Source organism: Streptomyces sp. ALB3 (assembly GCF_044385685.1).
Lineage (GTDB): Bacteria > Actinomycetota > Actinomycetes > Streptomycetales > Streptomycetaceae > Streptomyces.
The window spans coordinates 503,047-524,955 of sequence record NZ_JBISCE010000003.1 but is presented as its reverse complement, the minus strand read 5'-3'; the positions used below and the strand labels follow the sequence as shown (position 1 = coordinate 524,955).

Genomic DNA, 21,909 nt, shown 5'->3' with positions numbered 1-21,909 from the left:
ATCGGGCGTTCAGAGATTCAGCGGAGTGCGTCGGCCAGCTCGCCCCACAGATGGGCGGCGGTCTCCACGCCCTTGAGGAGGAGGCCGAGCTCGACCTTCTCGTCGGGGCCGTGCCAGCCGTCGGACGGCACGGAGATGCCCAGGAAGAGGACGGGTGCGCCGAGCACGTCCTGAAGGTCGGCGGCAGGGCCCGAGCCTCCCTCGCGGGTGAAGAGGATCTTCGTCCCGAAGGCCCGTCCCATGGCGCGGGCGACCGCCTGGAGGGCGGGATGGTCCAGAGGGGTCAGGCAGGGGCGGGTGGCGGGGGCGAAGGTGATCAGGTGGCGGACACCGGCCGGAATGCGCGCCTCGGCCCAGGTGCGGACCGCTTCCTGGATCCGCTCCGGATCCTGTCCGGCGACCAGCCGGAAGCTCAGCTTCACCAGGGCTGACGCGGGGATGACGGTCTTGCTGCCGGCTCCCTGGTAGCCGCCGCCGATGCCGTTGACCTCGGCGGTGGGGCGTGCCCAGACCCGTTCGAGGGTGGAGTAGCCGGCCTCGCCGGCGGTGGCGTGCGAGGCGGCCGTGCGCAGCCAGACGTCCTCGTCGAAGGGCAGCTCCGCGAAGAGGGCGCGCTCGGTGTCGGTGAGTTCGGCGACCCCGTCGTAGAAGCCGGGGACGGCGACCCTGCCCTCCGTGTCGTGGAGGGCGGCGACCAGCCGGGCGAGTTCGGTCGCGGGGTTGGGGACGGCGCCGCCGAACGACCCGGAGTGGATGTCCTGGCCGGGTCCGAACAGCTCGATCTCGCATTCGGCGAGGCCGCGCATGCCGGTGCAGACGGTGGGGGTGTTCTCGTCCCACATGCCCGTGTCGGAGACGATCACGACGTCGGCGGCGAGGCGGTTGGCCCGCTCCTCGGCCAGTGCGCGGAAGTGCGGCGAGCCGGACTCCTCCTCGCCCTCGACCAGGAGCTTGAGGTGTACGGCGGGGGTCGTGCGGCCGGTCGCGGCGAGATGGGCCCGGACGCCGAGTGTGTGGAAGAGCACCTGGCCCTTGTCGTCGGCCGCGCCGCGTCCGTACATCCTGCCGTCGCGGATCACGGGGTCGAACGGGTCGCTGTTCCAGCCGTCCTCCCGCGCCGCGGGCTGTACGTCGTGGTGGCCGTAGACGAGGACGACGGGTGCGTCCGGATCGTCCGACGGCCACTCCGCGAAGACGGCCGGGGCCCCGGCCGTCTCCCAGATCTCGGTGACCGGGAACCCGGTCTCCGCGAGCTTGCCCGACAGCCATTCGGCGCTGCGCCGTACGTCTCCGTCGTGCTCCGGCTGCGCGGATACGGACGGGATGCGCAGCCACTCGGCGAGGTCGTCGAGGAAGGCCGCGCGGTGCTGCTCGGTGTACGTACGGACAGCGCTGTCCGGGGTGTCGCTCATGCTCATGAGCCTATCGGCCCCGCGGAGGTGGCTCGTCCAGCAGGAGCTTCTCCAGCTCTTCCCGGCCGGGCAGCCCTTCGGGGCGGGACGTCTCCCCGGTGCGGACGTACAGGAAGGTCGCGGTTACCGCCTCCAGCGGCAGACCGTGCAGTTCGGCCCAGGCCAGGCGGTACACGGCGAGCTGCAGCGGGTCGGCCGTGCGGTGCCGGCCGGTCTTCCAGTCCACGATCTCGTAGGTGTCCCCCGTGCGGTAGACGGCGTCGATCCGGCCGCGGATCACCCGGCCGCCCAGCGTGATCTGGAACGGTGTCTCGACCCTGTAGGGGGTGCGCCGGGCATACGCGGTGCGTTCGAACGCTTCCTTGAGCTCGGCGAGGTCGCGCTCGTCGGCGATCTCCGCGTCGCTCCCGTCTCCTCCGGGGAGTTCGTCCGGGCCCAGCATGGGCAGCGGCAGTTCCTCGAACCGGGACTCCACCCAGGCGTGGAACCGGGTCCCCCGGCGGGCGGCCGGCTGCGGGGGGCGGGGCATGGGGCGGGCGAGTTCCCGCGCGAAGCCGTCGGGGTCGTCGGCCAGGTGCAGCAGCTGGGTGGCGGAGAGCGTGGCGGGTACGACGACGTCGCGCACCGTGGCGCGGGCACGGCGCAGCTCCCCCGCGAGGGCGTCGAGATCGCGGTCCCAGGAGGCGAGGGTGCGCGACTCCTCCGGGGTCAGAAGGGCGTCCGCCGGGGTACGGGCGGCCGGGACGTGCGGCGCGGGAGCCTTCGGGCGCGGGGCGGGCCCGGGACCGTGGGCGCCCTGCTCGCCGTCGGGGAACGGGGCGCCGTGCGGTGACGTCCGCCCCGGGGCGGACGTGGCGGGCCCGCCGTCCGGATGCGGGTCACCGTCCGGGTACGGGTCGTCGTCCGGGTACGGGTCACCGTCCGGATGCGGGTCGTCGTACGGGGCGTCCGCGTCGTCGTGGGGCGGCGGCTCGTCGTCGTGGGCCGGCTCGTCGGTGTACGACCACTCGTGCCGCGGAGCCAGGCCCTCGTGCGGCGGCTGGTGTCCGTCCCGGGGTGCCCCGGCCGGCGCGGGTTCCTCGTACACGTCCGGCACGGGGGTGGCCGCCAGGGCCTCCAGGTGGGCCAGGACCGTGTCCCGGGCGGCACGGCGGCGGGCCATCGCCGTGGCGTCGAGCGGGAGCGGCCAGGCCTGGTCGGCGTCCGTCTCCTGGAGCGCCGGGTTCTCCTCGTCCTCCCCCGGCTCGTCCGCCCAGACCTCGATCTCGCCGTACCCGGCCGCGCAGTGCTCGTGGAGGGCGTCCAGGAAGGCGGACGGGCCGCGGGGCTTCTTCTGGGACGGGCCCCACCAGTGGCCGGAGCCGAGGAGCAGACTGCGGGGCCGGGTGAAGGTGACGTAGCCCAGACGGAGCTCCTCGGTGTGCTGGTGCCTCTTCATCTCCTCCTTGAACGCCTTCAGTCCCTTGGCGTCGAAGGAGTGCAGGCCGGGAAGCGTGGCCGCGTCCCCGCGCAGGGCGTGCGGGAGGACATGGGACTGGGAGGTCCACGCGTCGCGGGACTGTGTGCTCGGGAACTGGCCGCCGACGAGTCCGGGGACTGCCACGACGTCCCACTCCAGGCCCTTGGACTTGTGCGCGGTAAGGACCTTCACGGTGTTCTCGCCCCCGGGGAGGGCGTTGTCCAGGCCCTTCTCGTACTGAGCGGCGGTGCGCAGGAAGCCGAGGAAGGCGAGCAGGGTCGCCTCCCCGTCCACCGCGGCGAATCCTGCCGCGACGTCCAGGAAGTTGGCGAGGGTCTCGCGGCGGCGTGCGGCCAGGGCGTGCGGGGACGCGGAGAGTTCCACTTCGAGGCCGGTGGTCGCGAGGACGCGGTGCAGTACGTCCATGAGGGGGTCGGCCAGCGAGCGGCGGAGGTCGCGGAGCTCGGTGGCGAGCCGGGCGAAGCGGACGCGTGCCTCCGCGGAGAACGGCAGCCGGTCGTCCTCGGACCCGCCGGACTCGAGGAAGGTGTCCAGGGCGTCGGCGAGCGAGATGACCTCGGCGGGGTCGGTGCCCTCGACGGCCTCGGCCAGCCGCTGGGCGGTGTCGGCGTCGTCGCCCCCCGGGGCGGAACGGTGGACGAGGAGGCGGGCCCGTCGTCCCAGGAGGGCGAGGTCCCGGGGCCCGATGCGCCAGCGCGGTCCGGTGAGCAGCCGGACCAGGGAGGCGTTGGCCCCGGGGTCCTGCAGCACCTCGCAGACGGCGACGAGGTCGGCGACCTCGGGGAGGTGCAGCAGTCCGGACAGACCGACGACCTCGACGGGGACGTCCCGTGCGACGAGGGCGGCCTGGATACGGGGGAAGTCTCCCGCGGTACGGCACAGGACGGCGATCTCCCCGGGCGCCTTGCCGGTCCGTACGAGGTGGGCGATCGAGTCGCCCAGCCAGTCGATCTCCTCGGCGTGGGTGCGCAGCAGGGCGCACCGGACGGTGCCGTCCCTCTCGGCTCCCGGCGCGGGGCGCAGTGCCTCGACGCCCTCGTGCATGGCCCGCAGGGGTTCGGCGAGTCCGTTGGCGAGGTGGAGGAGGCGGCCGCCGCTGCGGCGGTTCTCGCTGAGGGAGTAGCGGGTGGCGGGGGTGCCGTCGGCGTGCGGGAAGTGGTGCGGGAAGTCGTCGAGGTTGGCCACCGAGGCGCCGCGCCACCCGTAGATGGCCTGGCAGGGGTCGCCGACGGCGGTGACGGCGTGGCCGGCTGTACCGCCGGCGCCTCCGCCGCCGAACAGCGCGGCCAGGAGCAGGCGCTGGGCGACGGAGGTGTCCTGGTACTCATCGAGCAGGACCACCCGGAACTCGTCGCGCAGGATCGCGCCGACCGCGGGCCGGGTGAGTGCCAGCTCGGCGGAGAGGGCTATCTGGTCGCCGAAGTCGAGGAGGTCGCGGCTGCGCTTCGCGGCCCGGTAGCGCCGGGTCAGTTCGAGGAGCTCGCGGCGCGCCGCGGCCGTGTCGGGGATCCTGCGCAGCTCGGCGTTGGTGAGTTTCGCCGTCTCCAGGGCCTGGAGGAGGCCGGTGTCGTGTTCGTCCAGCTGATCGGGGTCGACCAGGTGTTCGGCGAGCTCGGCGTCCAGGGCCAGCAGGTCGCTGACGAGGGTGGGGAAGGACCGGGTCAGCGCCGGGTAAGGGCCGGGTGCCTCGCGCAGGACCCGGGCGGCGAGCTGGTAGCGGGTGGCGTCGGCGAGGAGGCGGGTGGTGGGTTCGAGGCCGATCCGCAGTCCGTGGTCGGTGAGGAGCCGGCCGGCGAAGGCGTGGTACGTGGAGATGCTGGGCTCGCCCGGGGGGTTGTCCGGGTCGATGACGTCCGGGTCGGTGACCCCGGCCGCGACGAGGGCCTTGCGGACGCGCTCGGCGAGCTCGCCGGCGGCCTTGTTGGTGAACGTCAGGCCGAGGACCTGCTCCGGGGCGACCTGTCCGGTCCCGACCAGCCACACCACCCGGGCGGCCATCACCGTGGTCTTCCCCGAGCCGGCCCCGGCCACGATCACCTGCGGGGCGGGCGGCGCGGTGATGCAGGCCGTCTGCTCCGGGGTGAAGGGGATCCCGAGGAGCTCCTTGAGCTGCTCGGGGTCGGTGATACGGGAGGACACTCCAGAGAGGCTAACCGGACGCACCGACAAACCGGTCCCTCGTGGACCCGGGCCCGGCCGTCATTCGATGATCTGCCGGCCTTCGGGCTGCGCGCTGCACGACGCCTTGAAGGCGCAGTGCGTGCAGTGCTGGCCCGTCGTGGGGGTGAAGCGCTCGTCCAGGACCCGGCCGGCCGCCGAGGCCAGCAGGTCGGAGACCCATTCCCCGGAGAGGGGCTCCTGCGCCTGCACCCTGGGCAGCGCGTCGCCGCCCTCCTTCTTCGGGGCGGGCTGCCGGAGCTGGACGAGTTCGGCTCCTCCGGGCTCCGGGCGGCGGCCGTCGAAGAGCTCGTCGACGGCGCCTTCCCTGACCGCCAGCTGGTACACGGCGAGCTGGGGGTGGGAGGCGACCTCGTCCCTGGTCGGCGCTCCCTTGCCCGTCTTGAAGTCGACGACGTAGGCCCGGCCCTCGGTGTCCTGCTCCACCCGGTCCATGGAACCCCGGATGCGCACCGCGTACTCGCCCGCGTCCAGGGTGACGTCGAAGTCGTGCTCGCTGGCCGTGGGGGTGCGGCCCGCACGGTCCATGACGTGCCAGCGCAGGAAGCGTTCGAGGGCGGCGCGTGCCTGGTCCTTCTCCTGCCGCGACTTCCACGGGGCGTCGAAGACCAGACCGTCCCACACGGAGTCCAGGCGTTCCATCAGCACGTCCAGGTCGGCGGCCGTACGGCCGGAGGCGACCTCGTCGGCGAGGACGTGGACGACGTTGCCGAAGCCCTGCGCCGCGGTCGCCGGGGCGTCCGCCTTGACCTCGCGGCCCAGGAACCACTGGAGCGCGCAGGTGTTGGCGAGCTGGTCGAGCGCGCTGCCGGAGAGCGCGACGGGGTGGTCCCGGTCGCGCAGCGGGATCTCGGAGCGGGTCGGTTCGTTCAGGCCCCACCAGCGGTAGGGGTGGGCCGCGGGCACGAGGGGCTGCCCCTCGTCGTCGGTGAGCGCCGCGAGCCGGGCGAGCCGGTGGGCGGCGGCGTCGCGCAGGGCGTCCGAGGCGGCGGGGTCGACGGTCGTGGCCCGCAGCTCGGCGACGAGGGAGGCCACCGCGAGCGGCCGCCGGGGCCGTCCGGTGACGTCCCGGGGCTCGACGCCGAGCTCGGTGAGGAAGCGCGAGGGCTGGTCGCCGTCGTCGGCGGGCGCCTTGACGGCGGTGACCACGAGACGTTCACGGGCCCGGGTGGCGGCCACGTAGAACAGACGGCGTTCCTCGGCCAGGAGTGCCCCCGGGGTGAGGGGTTCGGCCAGGCCGTCGCGGCCGATCCGGTCCGCCTCCAGGAGCGATCCCCGGCGGCGCAGGTCGGGCCAGAGGCCCTCCTGCACGCCGGCGACGACCACCAGCCGCCACTCCAGGCCCTTGGAGCGGTGCGCGGTCATCAGGCGTACGGCGTCGGGGCGTACGGCGCGGCGGGACAGTGTGTCGGCGGCGATGTCCTGGGCGTCGATCTCCTCCAGGAAGTTGAGCGCGCCACGCCCACCGGTGCGTTCCTCGGCGCGTGCGGCGGTCTCGAAGAGGGCGCACACGGCGTCGAGGTCCCGGTCGGCGTTCCGGCCGCCCGCACCGCCGCGCAGAGACGCCCGTTCCAGGCGCCCGGGCCAGGGGGTGCCGTTCCACAGGGTCCACAGGGCCTCTTCGGCGGTGCCGCCGCCCTCCAGGAGTTCACGCGCCTCGCGCAGGAGCGCGCCGAGCCGCTGGGCTCCGCGGGCGTACGCGGGGTCGTGCGTGGCCAGGCGTTCGGGCTCGGCGAGCGCCTGGGCGAGCAGTTCGCCGGACGGCGGCGGTACGCGGTTCCCGGCGGCCCTCTCCTCGTCGCGCAGGGCACGGCCGAGGCGGCGCAGGTCGGCGGCGTCCATCGAGCCGAGGGGCGAGGTGAGGAGGGCCAGGGCGGTCTCGGTGTCGAGCCGGCCGGGTGCCGACCGGTCGTCGCCGGTTCCGGCACCGTCCTGCGGTTCCCCGGTCGCGGCGGGATGCAGCGCCGCGTCGGCGACGGTGCGCAGGGCGGTCAGGAGCGGGGCGACCGCGGGCTCGTGGCGCAGCGGAAGGTCGTCGCCGTCGACCTCCAGCGGGACCCCCGCGGAGGTGAGCGCCCGGCGCACGGCCGGGATCGACCGGCCGCCGGCGCGTACGAGGACCGCCATGTCCCTCCACGGCACCCCCTCTTCCAGGTGCGCGCGCCGGAGCAGGTCGGCGATGTTCTCCAGCTCGGTGGAGGGCGTGGGGTAGGTGTAGGTCTCGACGCGCCCGCCTCCGCGCACGGCGGACAGCTCGCGGTGGGCGCGGACCTTGTCCGAGGGGAGGCGGGTGAGCGGCATCCGGCGGGTGAGCAGCCGGGTGGCCGCCAGCAGGAGTGCGCCGGAGCGACGCGAGGTCGTGAGGACCCCGACGGGGGCGGGCGCGCCGTCGGCGCGGCGGAAGGTGTCGGGGAAGTCGAGGATGCCGTTCACGTCGGCCCCCCGGAAGGCGTAGATCGACTGGTCGGGGTCGCCGAAGGCGATGAGTGTCCGGCCGCCGCCGGTGCCCGGCGCGGCGCTGCCCCGGTTCCCGGCCAGTGCGTGCAGGAGCCGGACCTGGGCGGGGTCGGTGTCCTGGTACTCGTCGACGAAGACCGCGTCGTAGTTCCGCGCGAGGGCCGCCGCCACCTCCGGCCGTTCGGCGAGCAGGACCGCCCGGTGGACCAGCTCCGCGTAGTCGAGGACGCCCTGGGCGTCGAGGACGTCGAGGTACTCGGCGAGGAACTGGGCGGCGGCGCTCCAGTCCGGGCGGCCGGTGCGGCGGGCGAAGGCGGCCAGCGCGTCGGGGCCGAGGCCCAGCTCGCGGCTGCGGGCCAGGACCGCGCGCACCTCGTCGGCGAAGCCCCGGGTGGTCAGGCAGGCGCGCAGTTCGTCGGGCCAGCGGACGTGGGCCAGCCCGGACCGCTCCAGCCCGAGCTGCCCGGCGAGGAGTTCACGGACGGTGACGTCCTGCTCGGGTCCGGAGAGCAGGCGCAGCGGATCGGCGAAGAGGTCGGCGTCCTGGTGGGCACGGACCAGGGCGTAGCAGTACGAGTGGAAGGTGGTGGCCTGTGGGCCCCTGGTGCCGCCGAGCCGTGCCGCCATCCTGTCGCGCAGTTCGACCGCGGCCTTGCGGCTGAAGGTGAGGACGAGGATGCGGGCGGGGTCGGTCCCCCCGGTCACCCGCCGGGCGACCGCCTCGACCAGGGTCGTGGTCTTGCCCGTGCCCGGCCCGGCGAGGACGAGCAGCGGGCCGTCCCGGTGGTCAACCACGGCACGCTGGGGTGCGTCCAGGAGAGGGGGGTCCACGGAGCCCGGCGGCGTACGCACCAGCCGGTACGCGCCCGGAGCCCGCCGCCGTGCCTGACGGTGCGGGCTGTGCCGGGTGGTGGAGGAGGAGCTCACGTGGATCGCCGGTCCTGGTGGGTGTGCTGGGTCTGCGGGGGTGGCCTGCCGTGGGGTGACGGCCCGGGTGTGACGGCTGGTGGTGGAGGACGGTGCGGGGGCCGGTGGAACGGTCCCTGTCGTGACGGGAACGGACGGGGGAGCGGAGCGTGCCGCGTGTGGACGACGCTACGCCAGCGGTGGGCCGGACATCAGGCCGTGGGCAGCGTCCCCGGTCACAGCGGGGGCCCGCTGACACGCCGGTGGCCGCCGTCCACCGGCCCGGCGCCTGTCCCGGCGGGGCACGATGGCGGAAGCTGTCAGATGTGAGTTTCCTCGCCCGGACGGCCGGTCGTGCCGTCCCATCTGGCGCGCTTCATGTCGAGGCGCGGGACGTGCCCCTCCGTGTCGCGCGGTGCGGCACGCAGCGGCGTGCCCTCGTCGCGGTAGTGGCCGAGGGCCCGCAGTTCATGACCCGGGAGCAGCGCCCCGTCGGCCCGCACCACACGCCACCAGGGCACCGCGGAGCCGTACAGGGCCATCACCCGGCCGACCTGCCTCGGCCCGCCGTCACCGAGCCACTCCGCGACGTCTCCGTACGTCATGACGCGGCCGGGCGGGATGAGGTCGGCCACGTCCAGGACCCGCTCGGCGTAGACGGGCAGCTCGGCGGTGACGGGGTCGGCGGGCGCGGCCCCGGTCCGGCTGCCGCTCGTCCGGTCTTCGCTCATCCGTCCCATCCTGCCGTACGCCACCGACAACCGGCACCGCCCGGTGTCGTGCTGGTCACACACCGTGCGCGGGAGGGCGGAGCAGCGTATGTTGCGCTTCGCGCCCGCGCAATGCACCCTGATGCCCCCCTCTGTCTGCAGGCCGTGCCACCATCATGCGGGCGGTGACCGGTGATACGAGAACACGAAGATCCATCAGAGGCTAAGGAGCAGGGCGTGCAGCCACCGAAGGCGGCGGACGCCTCTGACGCGGAGCCGCGCCCGGGCGCCCGGGGTGCCGGCGCCCCGGACACCGAGGAGGCTGCCGGGAGCTTCCCCGAGCACCTCTCGGGCTCGACGCTCGCCTCGGCCGACGCCGGCCTCACGGACCGTGTGTCGGGCGACGAGCCGTTGCTGCCCGCCCGGGTCCACCGGCCCTCCGATCTGCTGCGGCTCCTCGTCGGTGTCCTCGCGATCGCCCTGTTGTTCGCCGTCGCCGCGTTCGCCCAGGGGACCACCACCGGCCTCGAGGACGACATCTCCAAGGGCACCGACCAGGCACCGGATCTGCTGATCAAGATCGCCGGCCTGGTGTCCAGCATCGCCGTGCTGCTCGTCCCGGTCGCCTTCGCGATCGAGCGTCTGGTGAAGCGCGACGGGCTGCGGATCGCGGACGGCGTACTGGCCGCCGTGCTGGCACACGGGGTCACCCTGGCCACCGATCTCTGGGTCGCCCGGTCCGCGCCCGGGACGATCAGGGAGGCTCTGACCCAGCCCCAGCCCGGGGACGCGCTCACCGATCCCGTGCACGGCTATCTCGCGCCCGTCATCGCCTACATGACGGCGGTCGGGATGGCACGCAGACCGCGCTGGCGGGTCGTGCTGTGGGTGGTGCTGCTCCTGGACGCCTTCGCGATGCTGGTCGGCGGCTACACCACCCCGTTCTCGATCGTGCTCACCGTGCTGATCGGCTGGACCGTGGCGTACGGCACGCTGTACGCGGTCGGATCGCCGAACGTCCGCCCGACCGGCCAGCACCTGATGGCCGGTCTGCGCCATGTCGGCTTCCGCCCGGTCGCCGCGATGCGCACGGAGGACGGCCCCGACAACGTCGACCAGAGCGACCGGGGCCGCCGCTATCTGGTCACCCTGGAGGACGGACCACCGCTGGACGTGACGGTGGTCGACCGCGAACAGCAGGCCCAGGGCTTCTTCTACCGGGTGTGGCGCAGACTCACCCTGCGCAGCATCACCCAGCGCCGCTCCATCCAGTCGCTGCGGCAGGCGCTGGAGCAGGAGGCGCTCCTCGCGTACGCGGCGATCGCCGCCGGCGCCAACGCGCCCAAGCTGATCGCCACGTCGGAGCTCGGACCCGACGCCGTGATGCTCGTGTACGAGCACATCGGCGGGCGCTCGCTGGACGCGATGGAGGACGAGGAGATCACCGACGACCTGGTGCGAGGCGCCTGGCGGCAGGTGAAGGCGCTCCAGTCGCGGCGGATCGCGCACCGGAGGCTCACCGGGGACGCCATCCTGGTGGATCGTTCCGGCAAGGTGTTCGTGACGGACCTGCGGGGCGGTGAGATCGCGGCCGGCGACCTGATCCTGCGCATGGACGTCGCCCAGCTGCTCACCACCACCGGACTGCGGGTCGGCGCGGAACGGGCCGTCGCCGGGGCGCTCGCCGTGCTCGGGCCCGACGCCGTCGCCGACTGCCTGCCGCTGCTCCAGCCCATCGCGCTGAGCCGCTCCACCCGGGCGACGCTGCGCAGACTCGCCCGGGAGCGTTCGCAGCGCGAGCGCGAGGCGGTGCTGGAGGCCTCGCAGGCGGCGAAGCAGAGCAAGGCGGAGGAAGAGGGCTCGGAGGCCGACCGCAAGGCCGTCCGCAAGTCGCTGCGCACCGAGAAGCAGGCCGAGAAGCGGGCGATGGACGACGCCCTGGAAGAGGCCCGCGAGGAGGACATGCTCGCCCAGATCCGCCGCCAGGTGCTGCTGATCAGGCCGCAGGCGCCGGTCGAGCCGGTCCGGCTGGAGCGCATCAAGCCGCGGACCCTCTTCAGCTTCATCGCCGGTGCGATCGCCGCCTACTTCCTGATCTCACAGGTCACCGAGGCCGACTTCGGCACGGTCGTGGAGCAGGCGGAGTGGGGCTGGGTGGCGGCCGCGCTGGGGTTCTCCGCCCTGAGCTACGTCGCCGCGGCCATGAGCCTTCTCGGCTTCGTGCCCGAGCGGGTGCCCTTCGGGAAGACCGTGCTGGCGCAGGTGGCCGGATCGTTCGTGAAGATCGTGGCACCGGCGGCGGTCGGCGGTGTGGCGCTGAACACGCGGTTCCTGCAGCGCGCGGGGGTACGCCCGGGGCTCGCCGTCGCGAGTGTGGGCGCCTCGCAGCTGTTCGGTCTGGGCTGCCACATCCTGCTGCTCGCCCTGTTCGGGTACCTGACGGGCACGGAGAGGACTCCCGACTCCCTCACCCCGTCGAGGACGGTCATCGCGGGTCTGCTCACGGTCGCCGTTCTCGTGCTGGTGGTGACCGCGATCCCGTTCATGCGGAAGTTCGTCGTCACCCGGGTGCGGTCACTGTTCGCCGGCGTCGTGCCACGCATGCTCGACGTGGTGCAGCGCCCGCAGAAGCTGGTCACCGGTATCGGCGGCATGCTGCTGCTGACCGGGCTGTTCGTGCTGTGCCTCGACGCCTCGATCCGGGCGTTCAGCGGTCCCGACGTCCCCCAGCTGAGCTACGCCAGCATCGCGGTGGTCTTCCTCGCGGGCAACGCCCTGGGATCGGCGGCGCCCACGCCGGGCGGTATGGGCGCGGTGGAGGGGGCGCTGACCCTGGGTCTGATCGCGGTGGGCCTTCCGAAGGAGGTCGCGGCTCCGGCCGTGCTGCTGTACCGCGTGATGACGCTCTGGCTGCCGGTGCTCCCCGGCTGGATCTGCTTCAACCAGCTGACCCGCAAGGGCGAGCTCTAGCCGGCTCGTGGGGGCCGGCCGATCCGCGCCGACGAGCCCCAGCCGGATCTCAGCGGCGAGCCGTGGAACACACGTGCGGATGCGCGCCACTCGCATGGCCCGCGCCCCGCGCGTTCCCCCGCGACCCGCAGCACGATGGGCCCATGAGGACCTCTCCCGCTCTGCGTGCCGCTGCCCTCGCCGCCACCGCCGCCGTGCTGCTGCCGTTGGCCGCCTGTTCGGACGACGCCGGCGACGGGGACGCGGAGCGGTCGACGCCGTCGGCGGCCTCCACGGCGTCCCCCACCGCGACGGCGGAGGAACTGGCCTCCCAGAAGCTCGACTGGAAGCCCTGTCCGGCCCCCAACGAGGCGCAGGGCAGCGGAACGTCGCCCTCGCCCCTGCCGGGCGGCACGGCCTGGGAGTGCTCCTTCATGGACGTCCCCCTCGACTACGCGGATCCGGGGGGCCGGACCATCGAGCTTGCCCTCATCCGCGCCGCCGCCAGGAACCAGGAGCGGCGGATCGGCTCGCTGATCTTCAACTTCGGCGGGCCCGGCGCCTCCGGTGTCGCCACGCTGCCGTCCTTCGGCACCGCGTACGACACCCTTCGTACCCGCTACGACCTGGTGAGCTTCGATCCGCGCGGAGTCGGACGCAGCGAGGGCGTCGAGTGCTCGGACGACAGGACGCTCGACGTCCGGTACGAGCAGGACGGCACCCCCGACGACGCCGAGGAGGAGAAGGCGTTCGTCGAGGACCAGGAGTCCTACATCGCGGACTGCGAGGAGAACTCCGGGGACGAACTGCCCTACGTCGGCACCACCAACGCGGCGCGGGACCTCGACCTCATGCGCCAGGTGCTCGGCGACGCCGAGCTGTACTACTTCGGGATCTCCTACGGCACCGAACTGGGCGGTGTCTACGCCCACCTGTACCCCGGGAAGGTCGGCCGGGCCGTCCTGGACGCGGTCGTCGACCCGACGGAGGACTCCCTGCAGTCCTCGCTCGGCCAGGCCGAGGGCTTCCAGCTCGCCCTGGACAACTTCACCGCCGACTGCGCCCGGCGCGACGACTGCAGACTCCCCGGCGCCACCTCGAAGGAGGTGCAGGACTGGATCGCGGGCCTCCTCGCCAAGCTGGAGAAGAAGCCCGTCCCCGGGCTCGGGGAGCGGGAGCTGACGCAGACCCAGGCCACCACGGGTATCGCGTCGGCCCTCTACTCCAAGGAGACCTGGCCGTTGCTCGAACAGGGCCTCGACGAGGCGGACGGTGACAACGGCGGACTGCTGCTGGCGCTCGCCGACTCCCTGAACGGCCGCTCCGAGGACGGGCGTTACGACAACTCCAACGCCGCCAACGCGGCCATCAACTGCGCGGACTCGGAACAGCGGTTCACCCTCGACCAGACGCGGAAGGCACTCCCCCGGTTCCGCGAGGCCTCCCCCGTGTTCGGGGACTACCTGGCCTGGGGGCTGATGTCCTGCACCGGCTGGCCCGTCGCGGGCGCCTGGGACACCCCGGACGTCAGCGCGGCCGGCTCGGCCCCGATCCTGGTCATCGGCAACACCGGGGACCCCGCGACGCCGTACGCCGGAGCGAAGGCGATGGCCGCCGAGCTGGGCGCGGGGGTCGGGATCGAGCTCACCTACGAGGGCGAGGGCCACGGGGCGTACAACGGTGGCAGCACCTGCGTACAGAGAGCCGTGGACGGTTACCTGCTCGACGGGAAGGTACCCGAGTCGGGAACGGTCTGCGAGTGACCGGGAGGAGCTTCGGCCGACGGACGCCCGTCCGGAGCGGGCAGGCGCTCCAGGCACGCGGAAGGGCCGGCTCCACCGAGGAGCCGGCCCTTCGTACCGCGGGTCTAGTAGACCGGCTTCTCCGGCTCGATCTGGTGGACCCAGCCGATCACGCCGCCGCCGACGTGCACCGCGTCGGCGAAGCCCGCCGACTTGAGGACCGCGAGGACCTCGGCACTGCGGACACCGGTCTTGCAGTTCAGGACGATGCGCCTGTCCTGCGGAAGGCCCTGGAGGGCGCTGCCCATCAGGAACTCGTTCTTCGGGATCAGCCGGCTGCCCGGGATCGAGACGATCTCGTACTCGTTCGGCTCGCGGACGTCGATGATCTCGATCTTCTCGTCCCCGTCGATCCACTCCTTGAGCTGCTTGGGAGTGATCGTGGAACCGGCCGCCGCCTCCTGGGCCTCCTCGGACACGACGCCGCAGAAGGCCTCGTAGTCGATGAGCTCGGTGACGGTGGGGTTCTCGCCGCAGACCGCGCAGTCGGGGTCCTTGCGGACCTTGACCTGGCGGTACTGCATCTCCAGCGCGTCGTAGATCATCAGACGGCCGACCAGCGGGTCACCGATACCGGCGAGCAGCTTGATGGCCTCGTTGACCTGGATGGACCCGATGGACGCGCAGAGCACGCCGAGGACACCGCCCTCGGCGCAGGAGGGCACCATGCCGGGGGGCGGCGGCTCCGGGTAGAGGCAGCGGTAGCAGGGACCGTGCTCGGACCAGAAGACGGACGCCTGGCCGTCGAAGCGGTAGATCGAGCCCCAGACGTACGGCTTGTTCAGCAGGACCGCGGCGTCGTTGACGAGATAGCGGGTGGCGAAGTTGTCCGTGCCGTCCACGATCAGGTCGTACTGGGCGAAGATGTCCATCACGTTGTCGGCCTCGAGCCGCTCCTCGTGAAGGACCACGTTCACCAGGGGGTTGATCCCCTGCACGGTCTCCTTGGCCGACTGGGCCTTGGACTTCCCGATGTCGGCCTGGCTGTGGATGACCTGCCGCTGCAGGTTGGACTCGTCGACCTCGTCGAACTCGACGATGCCGAGCGTGCCGACGCCGGCCGCGGCCATGTACATCAGGGCAGGCGAGCCGAGGCCGCCGGCGCCGACACAGAGCACCTTCGCGTTCTTCAGCCGCTTCTGTCCGTCCATCCCGACATCCGGGATGATCAGGTGGCGGGAGTACCTGCGGACCTCGTCGACGGTGAGCTCAGCAGCTGGCTCGACCAAGGGTGGCAGCGACACAGGAACCTCAACAATGCAGGTGGTCGGTTTCTACGTACTTCATCTACGTACGGTTGTTCTTCCGCAACACTGCCACGCCGCTCCTCATTCCGAGATACCCGGTCCGATCCGCGAGACGAATTCGTCCCAGTAGCTGGGCAGTGCCGCAAATGGATCGGTTTGCCCGCGTGTGCCGTCCCGGTCCGTGAAGAAGACCGTGCCGGCACCCTGCCAGCGGGCGATGCGCATGGCCTCTTCCAGATGGGTGCGCGGGACGCCGTGGACGAAGTGCGCGAAGCGTCCCGGCTCGTACGCGGCGGTCCACTCCGCCACCTGTGACCAGCGGTAGTCGGTCCACGGCCCCCGGAAGGTGACCAGTTGGTCGGCCGCCTCGGCGTAGCCCGGGTGCGGGTGGGTCCCGTGCCCGAGCACCAGCCGCCCGCCCTCGTCCGCGCTGCCGCTGTCGGCCAGAAGGGCGGAGAGGGTGCTGGTCAGCCGGCGGACCGCCGCGAGCCCGCCGCGTTCGGCCGGGCAGTGGTCCAGGTAGAAGCCGCCGACGCGGTACCAGTCGAGGTAGGACCGGGCGTCGGCGACCAGCTCGCCGAAGGAGCGGCTGCCGAAAGCCAGGTCCAGGTGGCCCAGCAGCCTCCCGCCCCAGGCCCGGACGGTGTCCTCGGGCACCTCCCCGCGCAGCGCCCGCTCACGGGCGTTGCGCAGGCGGCCGGCGGCCTCCAGGCAGTGCGGGTCGGGCCGGGCGCCCGGCCCGTCGTCGATGTTGAGGACGGCCCAGTGCAGCGGTGTGCCGGGCCGGTTGAGTCCGGCCCATTCGGCGGGCGCGAGCAGGGGATGGGCGTATCCGGGTACGCCGACGCCGAGTTGTCCCGCGCCACCGGTCCGCAGGGTGGAACCGGTACCGGTCAGATGCGGCACGCCGCCTCCATCCAGATGTCCGCCAGGGATTCCTCCAGGTTGATGCGGGGACGCCAGCCGAGCCTGTCCCGGGCCGTCCGCACGTCGGCCTGCTGCCAGGCACCGCAGCCGTCGGGATAGGGGGAGGGTGTCGCCGCGAGGTGCTCCACGACCGATTCCGTGGAGGCGCGGGGAGCACCGATGGGGAGCCGGCCGGGGGGCGTGTCGAGCTCGTGGAGCGCGCCCGCGTATCCGGCGACCCTGGCCAGGACGGCAGCCGCGTCCCGCAGCCGCACGGCCCTGCCGGTGCCGATGTTGACGACGCCCTGGGCGGCGGAGAGCGAGGCGGCGTGGACGGCGCGCGCCACGTCACGCACGTCGACGAAGTCCCGCTGGACCCCGAGTCCGCTGAGCTTGAGCTCGGGGTCGCCGGTCTGCATCGCGCGGCGCATCGTCTCGGCGAGTCTGCCGAGCGGGGAGCCCGCCGGGGTACCGGGCCCCACCGGCGAGAAGACCCTCAGGACGACCGCGTCCAGACCCGATCCCAGGACCAGTTCCGTGGCGGCGAGCTTGCTGACGCCGTAGGGGCCGCCCGGGCGGGGCACCGCGTCCTCGGCGGTGGAGGAGCCGGGCTGCGAGGGGCCGTACTCGGAGGCGCAGCCGACCTGGACGAGCCGTGCGCTGCAGCCGCTGCGGCGCATTGCCTCGCAGACGGTGGCCACGGCGACGGTGTTGTGGCGGGTCAGGTCGCGGGCGCCGCCCCGGGTGGCACCCGCGCAGTTGACGACGACCCCGGGGTGGACGGCGTCCAGGAAGCGGGTGAGCGCTCCGGGGCTGCCGCCCGCGAGGTCGAAGCGCACGTCGGCGTCGTCGCCTCGGCCGAGTGCCGTGAGGTGCACGGCGGGATCGGCGAGCAGGCGGTCGGCGACGAAACGGCCGAGGAATCCGTTCGCTCCGAGCAGCAGAACCCTCATCGCGCGCTCCCTCGGTGCCGACGGCGGGCTGCCGGTGCGGGGGATTGGGGGGTCATGTCCGGTGTCTCCTTTGAGGAAGGTGTGTGCGGTACGGAAGACCCGCGGCGTCGGCTCCGCGGGGCGGTGAGGAGGTCGGGGGTGTGCGCGGGGTCCCGTGTACGCCCGGGAGGGCGTGGAGCGAGCCCGGCGGGAGCTCGTGGCACCCCCTAGCCCGGGGCGTGGGCGGATGCCCGGGTGAGGGTGACCGATGCGTGGACCAGCAGTCCCAGGGCGGCGGCGCCGCAGGCCAGGACGGGCACGCCGCCGGTGCCGGCCGCGGCGACGACCGTCTCGACCGGGCGGGCGAGGAGGCCGAGGCCGGGCAGCCGACCCGCTAGGACGAGGAAGGGGGCTGCCACCTCGACGGCGCAGGCCGCGGCGAGACCGGTGGCGGCCGGTTCCGGGAATCCGTGCACGGCCAGCAGGCGGGCCACGAACAGCAGTGCGCCGAGGGCGACCGGAGCGGCGTGCCCCGTGCCGGTGCCGGGGTGGCCGGGACCGGCGAGGTACAGCAGTGCGGTGAGCGCGCACAGGAAGAGCGCGACGGCGCCGAAGAGCAGGGGGCGTACACCGGCGCCGAAATCGGCGAGCCCGTGGGACGCGGCGAGCCGGTGGCGCGCCCGCACGGCGAACAGGTGGGCGCACCAGGCTGCCGGGGCCAGGGCGGGCACGAGCCCGAGCAGGGGAGCCGGCGCGGCGGTCCAGTGGCCGTCGGGGCCGCCGCTGATGACCTGGGCGAGCAGGTCGTCGCCGTACACGACGTAACCGAGGAGCCAGCAGACGTACAGCGTCACGCCCCCGGCGCCGTCCGGGGCGCGCAGCGGGCCGCCGCGCAGGCAGAGGCGGAGCGTGAGGAGGACGAGCAGCGCCCCGGCGGACGTCACCGCGAACCTGGCTCCGTCCCCGAGCACCCCCTCGGTGGCCCTGAGCGCCCCGGCCGTCGCGAGGCAGGCGGCGCCGGGCAGCAGCGCCGAGAGCGTCCACGCGGCCCGCGCGTCCCCGCCGGCGTCCTGTTCGGGCCCCGGAGCGTGGAGGGCTCGCCTGCCCGCGCCGGGGACGCGGGCGTAGAGCTCCTCGGCGAGCGAGAAGACGTCCCGGTGCCGGTAGCGCGCGGCGGTCCGGTCGGTGAGTCCGTGCGCTTCGAGACCGGCTGCGATCTCCAGGGGGTCGACGGCACGCTCACAGAGCTCCCGGTGCCGGTGCATGAGCACCTTCACGGGGTCGGCGGGTCCGCGCCCGGCCACGGCTCTGCGGGCCGGGTGGTAGGCGATCTCGGGTGCCCGGACGGCGGAGCGGACCACGCCCGCGCCTTCGCCGGCCGGCCCGCCCCCGGCGCCCGGGGCGTCGCTCGGTCTCCCCATCCGGGCTCCTCCGTGGTCGTGGCCGCTCGTGTCGTCACGCATCGCCGTCCCCCGCTCCGTGTACGCCGGCGTGCACGCCCTCCGAACCGATGGCCCAGCTCGGCACCCGGGAGGAACCGGCACAGACACGCGCGGAGGAACGGGCGGTGCTCGCCGCGGCCACCGGTTCGGGGGGCAGCGCGCTGAGCACGTGGTCCTCGGGGGGTGTGGCGAACGGCCGTGGCGCGCCGGCCGGGTCCGGAGGCTCCGCCCGCGTCGTCCGACGGACCGGGGCGTGCCCCACCAGGTCCAGGTAGATACCGCGGAACGCCGCGAGGTTCTGTTCCACGGTGAAGAGTTCGAGCGCCCTGGCGCGCGCCGCCGCCCCCAGGCGCGCACGGCGCTCGGGGTCGCGCAGGAGCGCGACGCAGGCGTCGGCCAGCGCCCGGGGATTGCGCGGGGGCACCACCAGTCCCGTCCCGCCGACGACTTCGACCACCGCGCCCACGTCCGTCGAGACGGTGGCCCGGCCGCAGAACATCGCTTCGACCAGACTGATGGGGAATCCCTCGACGGTGCTGGACAGGACCACGACGCCGCCCGCGGCGTAGGCCTCCGCGAGGTCGGGTACCTCGGGGCCGCCGATCTCCTCGAAGGTGACCGGGCCGGCCCCGACGGCGTGTGGGCCAGCGGCCTCGTCGGGGAAGAGCCGGGCGGCGAGTGCCCGGCAGTGCGCGAGGTAGGTGTCCCCGTCGCCGCCCCGGACGGGCGCGCCGAAGATCCGCAGCCGGGCGTCCGGCTCGGCCCTGCGTACTTCGGCGAAGGCATGGAGCAGCAGGGTCAGGTCCTTGGCGGGTTCGATCCTCCCGATCCACACGAGCGTGCGGGGGCCGCCCTTGTCGTCGCCCTCCCCCACGGCCGCGAACCGCGCCGCCTCCATGCCCGGGTAGACCGTGCGCAGCTTGCTCCGGCCGGCACCGAACCGCTCCTGCCAGCGGCGGACGTGGGTGTTGCCGGGGGTGATGAGCGCGGCCTGCCGGTAGACCTCGGAGGCGAGCAGCCCGTGGAAGTTGGCCAGCAGGGCGCGTACCGGCGCGCGGAGCGGGGCCTCGGGCGCGGCGAGGTAGTGGGCCCGCAGCGGCACTCCGTACTCGGTCACCAGCAGCGGCAGACCGAAGAAGCGTTTGGCCAGGAGTCCCGGCAGAGCGGCCGCGCCGCCGGACGCCGCGTGGCAGAGGTCGACCGCGCCGAGGCCGTCCTCGTCGTACCAGTCGAGGGAGAGGGGGCGCAACGCGCGCTCCAGCCCGGCCACGAAGGCGAGGTGGTCGGGGACGGCGGCACCGTGGACCGTCCGCCCGGTGCCCGGAGCACGGCAGGCCGCCTCCACGATGCGTACGGTCGCCTCGGAGCGCAGGGCGTACCGCAGTCCGCCGTGCTCCCTGGCCAGTTCGGCGAGACCGTAGAGGCCGTCCGTGAAGAGGCCCGTCGCCGCACCGGAGTCCGTGCGGTCACCTGCGGGACGGGTCCCGGTGCCGGCGCAGACCGCGCCGACGAGCGCCGCCACGTGCGCCGTGAAGCGCCGTCGGTCCCGGCGTCCGTACGAGCGCCCCAGGCCGGTGGCGAGTCTGCCCGGCAGCCCTCTGGGGCGGCCGGCGTGCCGGACGTCCTCCTCGTGCGTCCACAGCGGCGCCGTCCGGACCCGCCCCACCTGGTCGGGGAGGCGCACCCGGCCCTGCTGTTCCTGGTCCGCCGAGCGGCTGAGCGCGAACAGGTCGAACCGGTGCTGGGGGAGACCGCGCACCAGACGGTCGCACCAGAGTCTGGACTCACCGTTCGCATACGGGTAGCCACCGTCCGTGAGGAGTCCGATCCGCACGAGTACACCCCCGATCTCCCTTGTGATCAGCCGCCGTTGCCCGGCGACTCGCAGCGGGACGACCGTATGCGGATACACAGGTGGTGCGACGGACGGTTGTCCGTCGCACCACCGAAAGGGGTGAACCGGCGTAACTTTCCCGGCCCGGTCGCGTTCCGTTGCGCCGAACGGGCCATCGGTGACACGAAGTCAGGCCGCGGCCGGCCGTGAGCGGCCCCGGAGCGTTCCGTCACCACGGCCCGGCGGCGGAGCGAGTACGCGAACAGTCGCGCCGGGCCGCCGGGGCCGGGCCCCACAGCGGGCGCCGGCTCCCCCGCGACTCAACCTCCCGGATACACCCAGGGGTTGGGACGGCACTTGACGCCGTCGAGGTCCAGCGTCTTCGTCTGCTGCTGCATCACGGGCGCCAGGGCGCCCGGAGTGCGGCAGCTCACGTGATTGTGCCCCAGCCGGTGGCCCACCTCGTGGTTGATCAGCATCTGACGGTAGGCCAGGAGCTTGTCGGGTCCGAAGGTGGAGGCACCCTGCGCCCAGCGGTAGGCGTTGATCATCACGCGGTCGGTGGCGGCGGAGTCGCAGGAGACGTTGTCCTCGGTGGTGTCGAGACCGGACTTCTCGCACCAGACGCCCGTGGTCCCCGGGCTCGCGAGGGTGATCACGAAGTCGGGCTCCCCGGAGGAGATCCGCTCGAAGGTCATGGCGCCGTTGTGCGCCCAGCTGCGGTCGTCGTTCAGCGTCTTCTGCACGGCCTCGGCGAACAGCCCGGGATCAAGGCCCAGCCCGCGCTCGACATCGATCCGGTACCGGTACTTGTGCCCCTTGCCCGGCGCCTTCGCCAGCCCCGGCACCGCGTCGAACGTCCCTGACGCCTTCAGGTCGGGTGCCAGCGGAAAGGCGACGGCCATCTTCTGGGCGTACGAGAGCGGCTTGACCTGATGCCTCTGGGCCTGCGGGGCGGGCCGGTCCACCGAGCGTGACGCGTCCTCGGCCTCCTGCCGGTCGACGTCCCCGGACCGCGGGCGGTCCACCGCTCCACCGTCGCGCGCCACCTGCCCGGCCACCACCACCGCGAGCACGGTGGTCACGGCGGCGGCCGCGATCCCCGTGATGGTGCGGCCCCTGCCGCCCTTCGGGCCCCGGCCGCCCACGTCGTCCGCGGAGTCGCCGGCCGCCCCGGGGTTCGCGGGAGGCCGGGCGCCGGCATCTCGCGGCGCCTGCGGTGCCGACGGCCGGGGACGCGAGGGGGCGGTGTCGAACGCCTCCAGGAATTCCCTGCGGGGGCCGGGTATCAGCGTGGCGTCACCCGTCTGCGGTCCGGCCGTGCGCCGCCCGGCCTCCCGCTGGGCCGCCTGCTGCCGCGCCATGGCTGCCTGCCCTGCCCGGAAGATCTCCTGACTGCCGGGGCCGGCCGGGTCCCGCCGGCTGCCGTCGTGCGGCTGCGGCGCGTTGCCCCAGCCACCACCGTGCTCGTGCTGCTCGGGGTGGCCGCCACGCACCTGCGGGGCGTCGCGGAACCGGCTGTGGCCGTCCCGGGAGGGCGGCGTGGCGGAGTCCCGCCCACGTCGGCCGGTGCCGCGCTCGCTACCGGCCGCGACCCCGGCCTCGTCGCGCCGGGTGGCCTCGGGGCCCTTTCGGCTGTGTCGTCCCACGCCCC

At 73.7% G+C, this 21,909-nt stretch carries 12 protein-coding genes; 2 read left to right on the top strand and 10 right to left on the bottom strand.

The features are described 5' to 3' along the window. Positions 1-17: 17 nt before the first annotated feature. From ACHFIV_RS04265 to ACHFIV_RS04250, 4 genes are all read right to left on the bottom strand, one after another. Positions 18-1,412: a dipeptidase gene (locus ACHFIV_RS04265; protein ID WP_398963608.1), complete on the bottom strand. Its 1,395-nt coding sequence runs from the start codon at positions 1,410-1,412 to the stop codon at positions 18-20. A gap of 10 nt (positions 1,413-1,422) precedes the next feature. Beyond that, positions 1,423-5,031, bottom strand: a complete 3,609-nt coding sequence (locus tag ACHFIV_RS04260) for a UvrD-helicase domain-containing protein (protein WP_398963605.1) — start codon at positions 5,029-5,031, stop codon at positions 1,423-1,425. 60 nt (positions 5,032-5,091) lie between these two features. Next, the gene (locus tag ACHFIV_RS04255) at positions 5,092-8,454 is read right to left on the bottom strand and encodes an ATP-dependent helicase (protein WP_398963603.1); all 3,363 of its coding nucleotides are present in this window, start codon (positions 8,452-8,454) and stop codon (positions 5,092-5,094) included. 299 nt (positions 8,455-8,753) lie between these two features. Next, positions 8,754-9,164 (bottom strand): MGMT family protein, encoded by a 411-nt coding sequence (locus ACHFIV_RS04250; protein WP_398963600.1) that lies wholly within the window; start codon positions 9,162-9,164, stop codon positions 8,754-8,756. Between the two features lie 216 nt (positions 9,165-9,380). Between ACHFIV_RS04250 and ACHFIV_RS04245 the strand changes: the two genes are divergently transcribed. Then, on the top strand, positions 9,381-12,113 hold the full coding sequence (locus ACHFIV_RS04245) for a lysylphosphatidylglycerol synthase domain-containing protein (RefSeq protein WP_398963597.1): 2,733 nt from the start codon (positions 9,381-9,383) through the stop codon (positions 12,111-12,113). Positions 12,114-12,256: 143 nt separating this feature from the next. Further along, positions 12,257-13,855 (top strand): alpha/beta hydrolase, encoded by a 1,599-nt coding sequence (locus tag ACHFIV_RS04240; RefSeq protein WP_398963594.1) that lies wholly within the window; start codon positions 12,257-12,259, stop codon positions 13,853-13,855. A 104-nt stretch (positions 13,856-13,959) separates the two neighbouring features. Here the strand turns inward: ACHFIV_RS04240 and moeZ are convergent, their stop codons facing one another. From moeZ to ACHFIV_RS04210, 6 genes are all read right to left on the bottom strand, one after another. After that, positions 13,960-15,138, bottom strand: a complete 1,179-nt coding sequence (gene moeZ, locus ACHFIV_RS04235; RefSeq protein WP_398963591.1) for an adenylyltransferase/sulfurtransferase MoeZ — start codon at positions 15,136-15,138, stop codon at positions 13,960-13,962. An 84-nt stretch (positions 15,139-15,222) separates the two neighbouring features. Next, a complete protein-coding gene (locus ACHFIV_RS04230; protein ID WP_398963589.1) occupies positions 15,223-16,047 on the bottom strand; it encodes a spherulation-specific family 4 protein in 825 nt (274 codons plus the stop codon). Beyond that, positions 16,035-17,000 carry an NAD-dependent epimerase/dehydratase family protein gene (locus ACHFIV_RS04225; RefSeq protein ID WP_398963586.1) on the bottom strand — a complete coding sequence of 322 codons (966 nt, stop codon included), beginning with the start codon at positions 16,998-17,000 and terminating at the stop codon, positions 16,035-16,037. Before ACHFIV_RS04225 ends, ACHFIV_RS04230 begins: the two co-directional genes overlap by 13 nt. Positions 17,001-17,206: 206 nt before the next feature. Next, positions 17,207-18,400 (bottom strand): hypothetical protein, encoded by a 1,194-nt coding sequence (locus ACHFIV_RS04220; RefSeq protein ID WP_398963583.1) that lies wholly within the window; start codon positions 18,398-18,400, stop codon positions 17,207-17,209. 34 nt (positions 18,401-18,434) lie between these two features. Next, positions 18,435-20,255 (bottom strand): glycosyltransferase, encoded by a 1,821-nt coding sequence (locus ACHFIV_RS04215; protein ID WP_398963582.1) that lies wholly within the window; start codon positions 20,253-20,255, stop codon positions 18,435-18,437. 320 nt (positions 20,256-20,575) lie between these two features. Next, a complete protein-coding gene (locus ACHFIV_RS04210; protein ID WP_398963579.1) occupies positions 20,576-21,904 on the bottom strand; it encodes a DUF3152 domain-containing protein in 1,329 nt (442 codons plus the stop codon). Positions 21,905-21,909 lie beyond the last annotated feature (5 nt).

Coding starts and splice junctions, on each gene's coding strand:
- ACHFIV_RS04250 (WP_398963600.1), bottom strand. CDS start 9,164: ATGAGCGAAGACCGGACGAGCGGCAGCCGGACCGGGGCCGCGCCCGCC.
- ACHFIV_RS04240 (WP_398963594.1), top strand. CDS start 12,257: ATGAGGACCTCTCCCGCTCTGCGTGCCGCTGCCCTCGCCGCCACCGCC.
- ACHFIV_RS04220 (WP_398963583.1), bottom strand. CDS start 18,400: ATGGGGAGACCGAGCGACGCCCCGGGCGCCGGGGGCGGGCCGGCCGGC.
- ACHFIV_RS04265 (WP_398963608.1), bottom strand. CDS start 1,412: ATGAGCGACACCCCGGACAGCGCTGTCCGTACGTACACCGAGCAGCAC.
- ACHFIV_RS04225 (WP_398963586.1), bottom strand. CDS start 17,000: ATGAGGGTTCTGCTGCTCGGAGCGAACGGATTCCTCGGCCGTTTCGTC.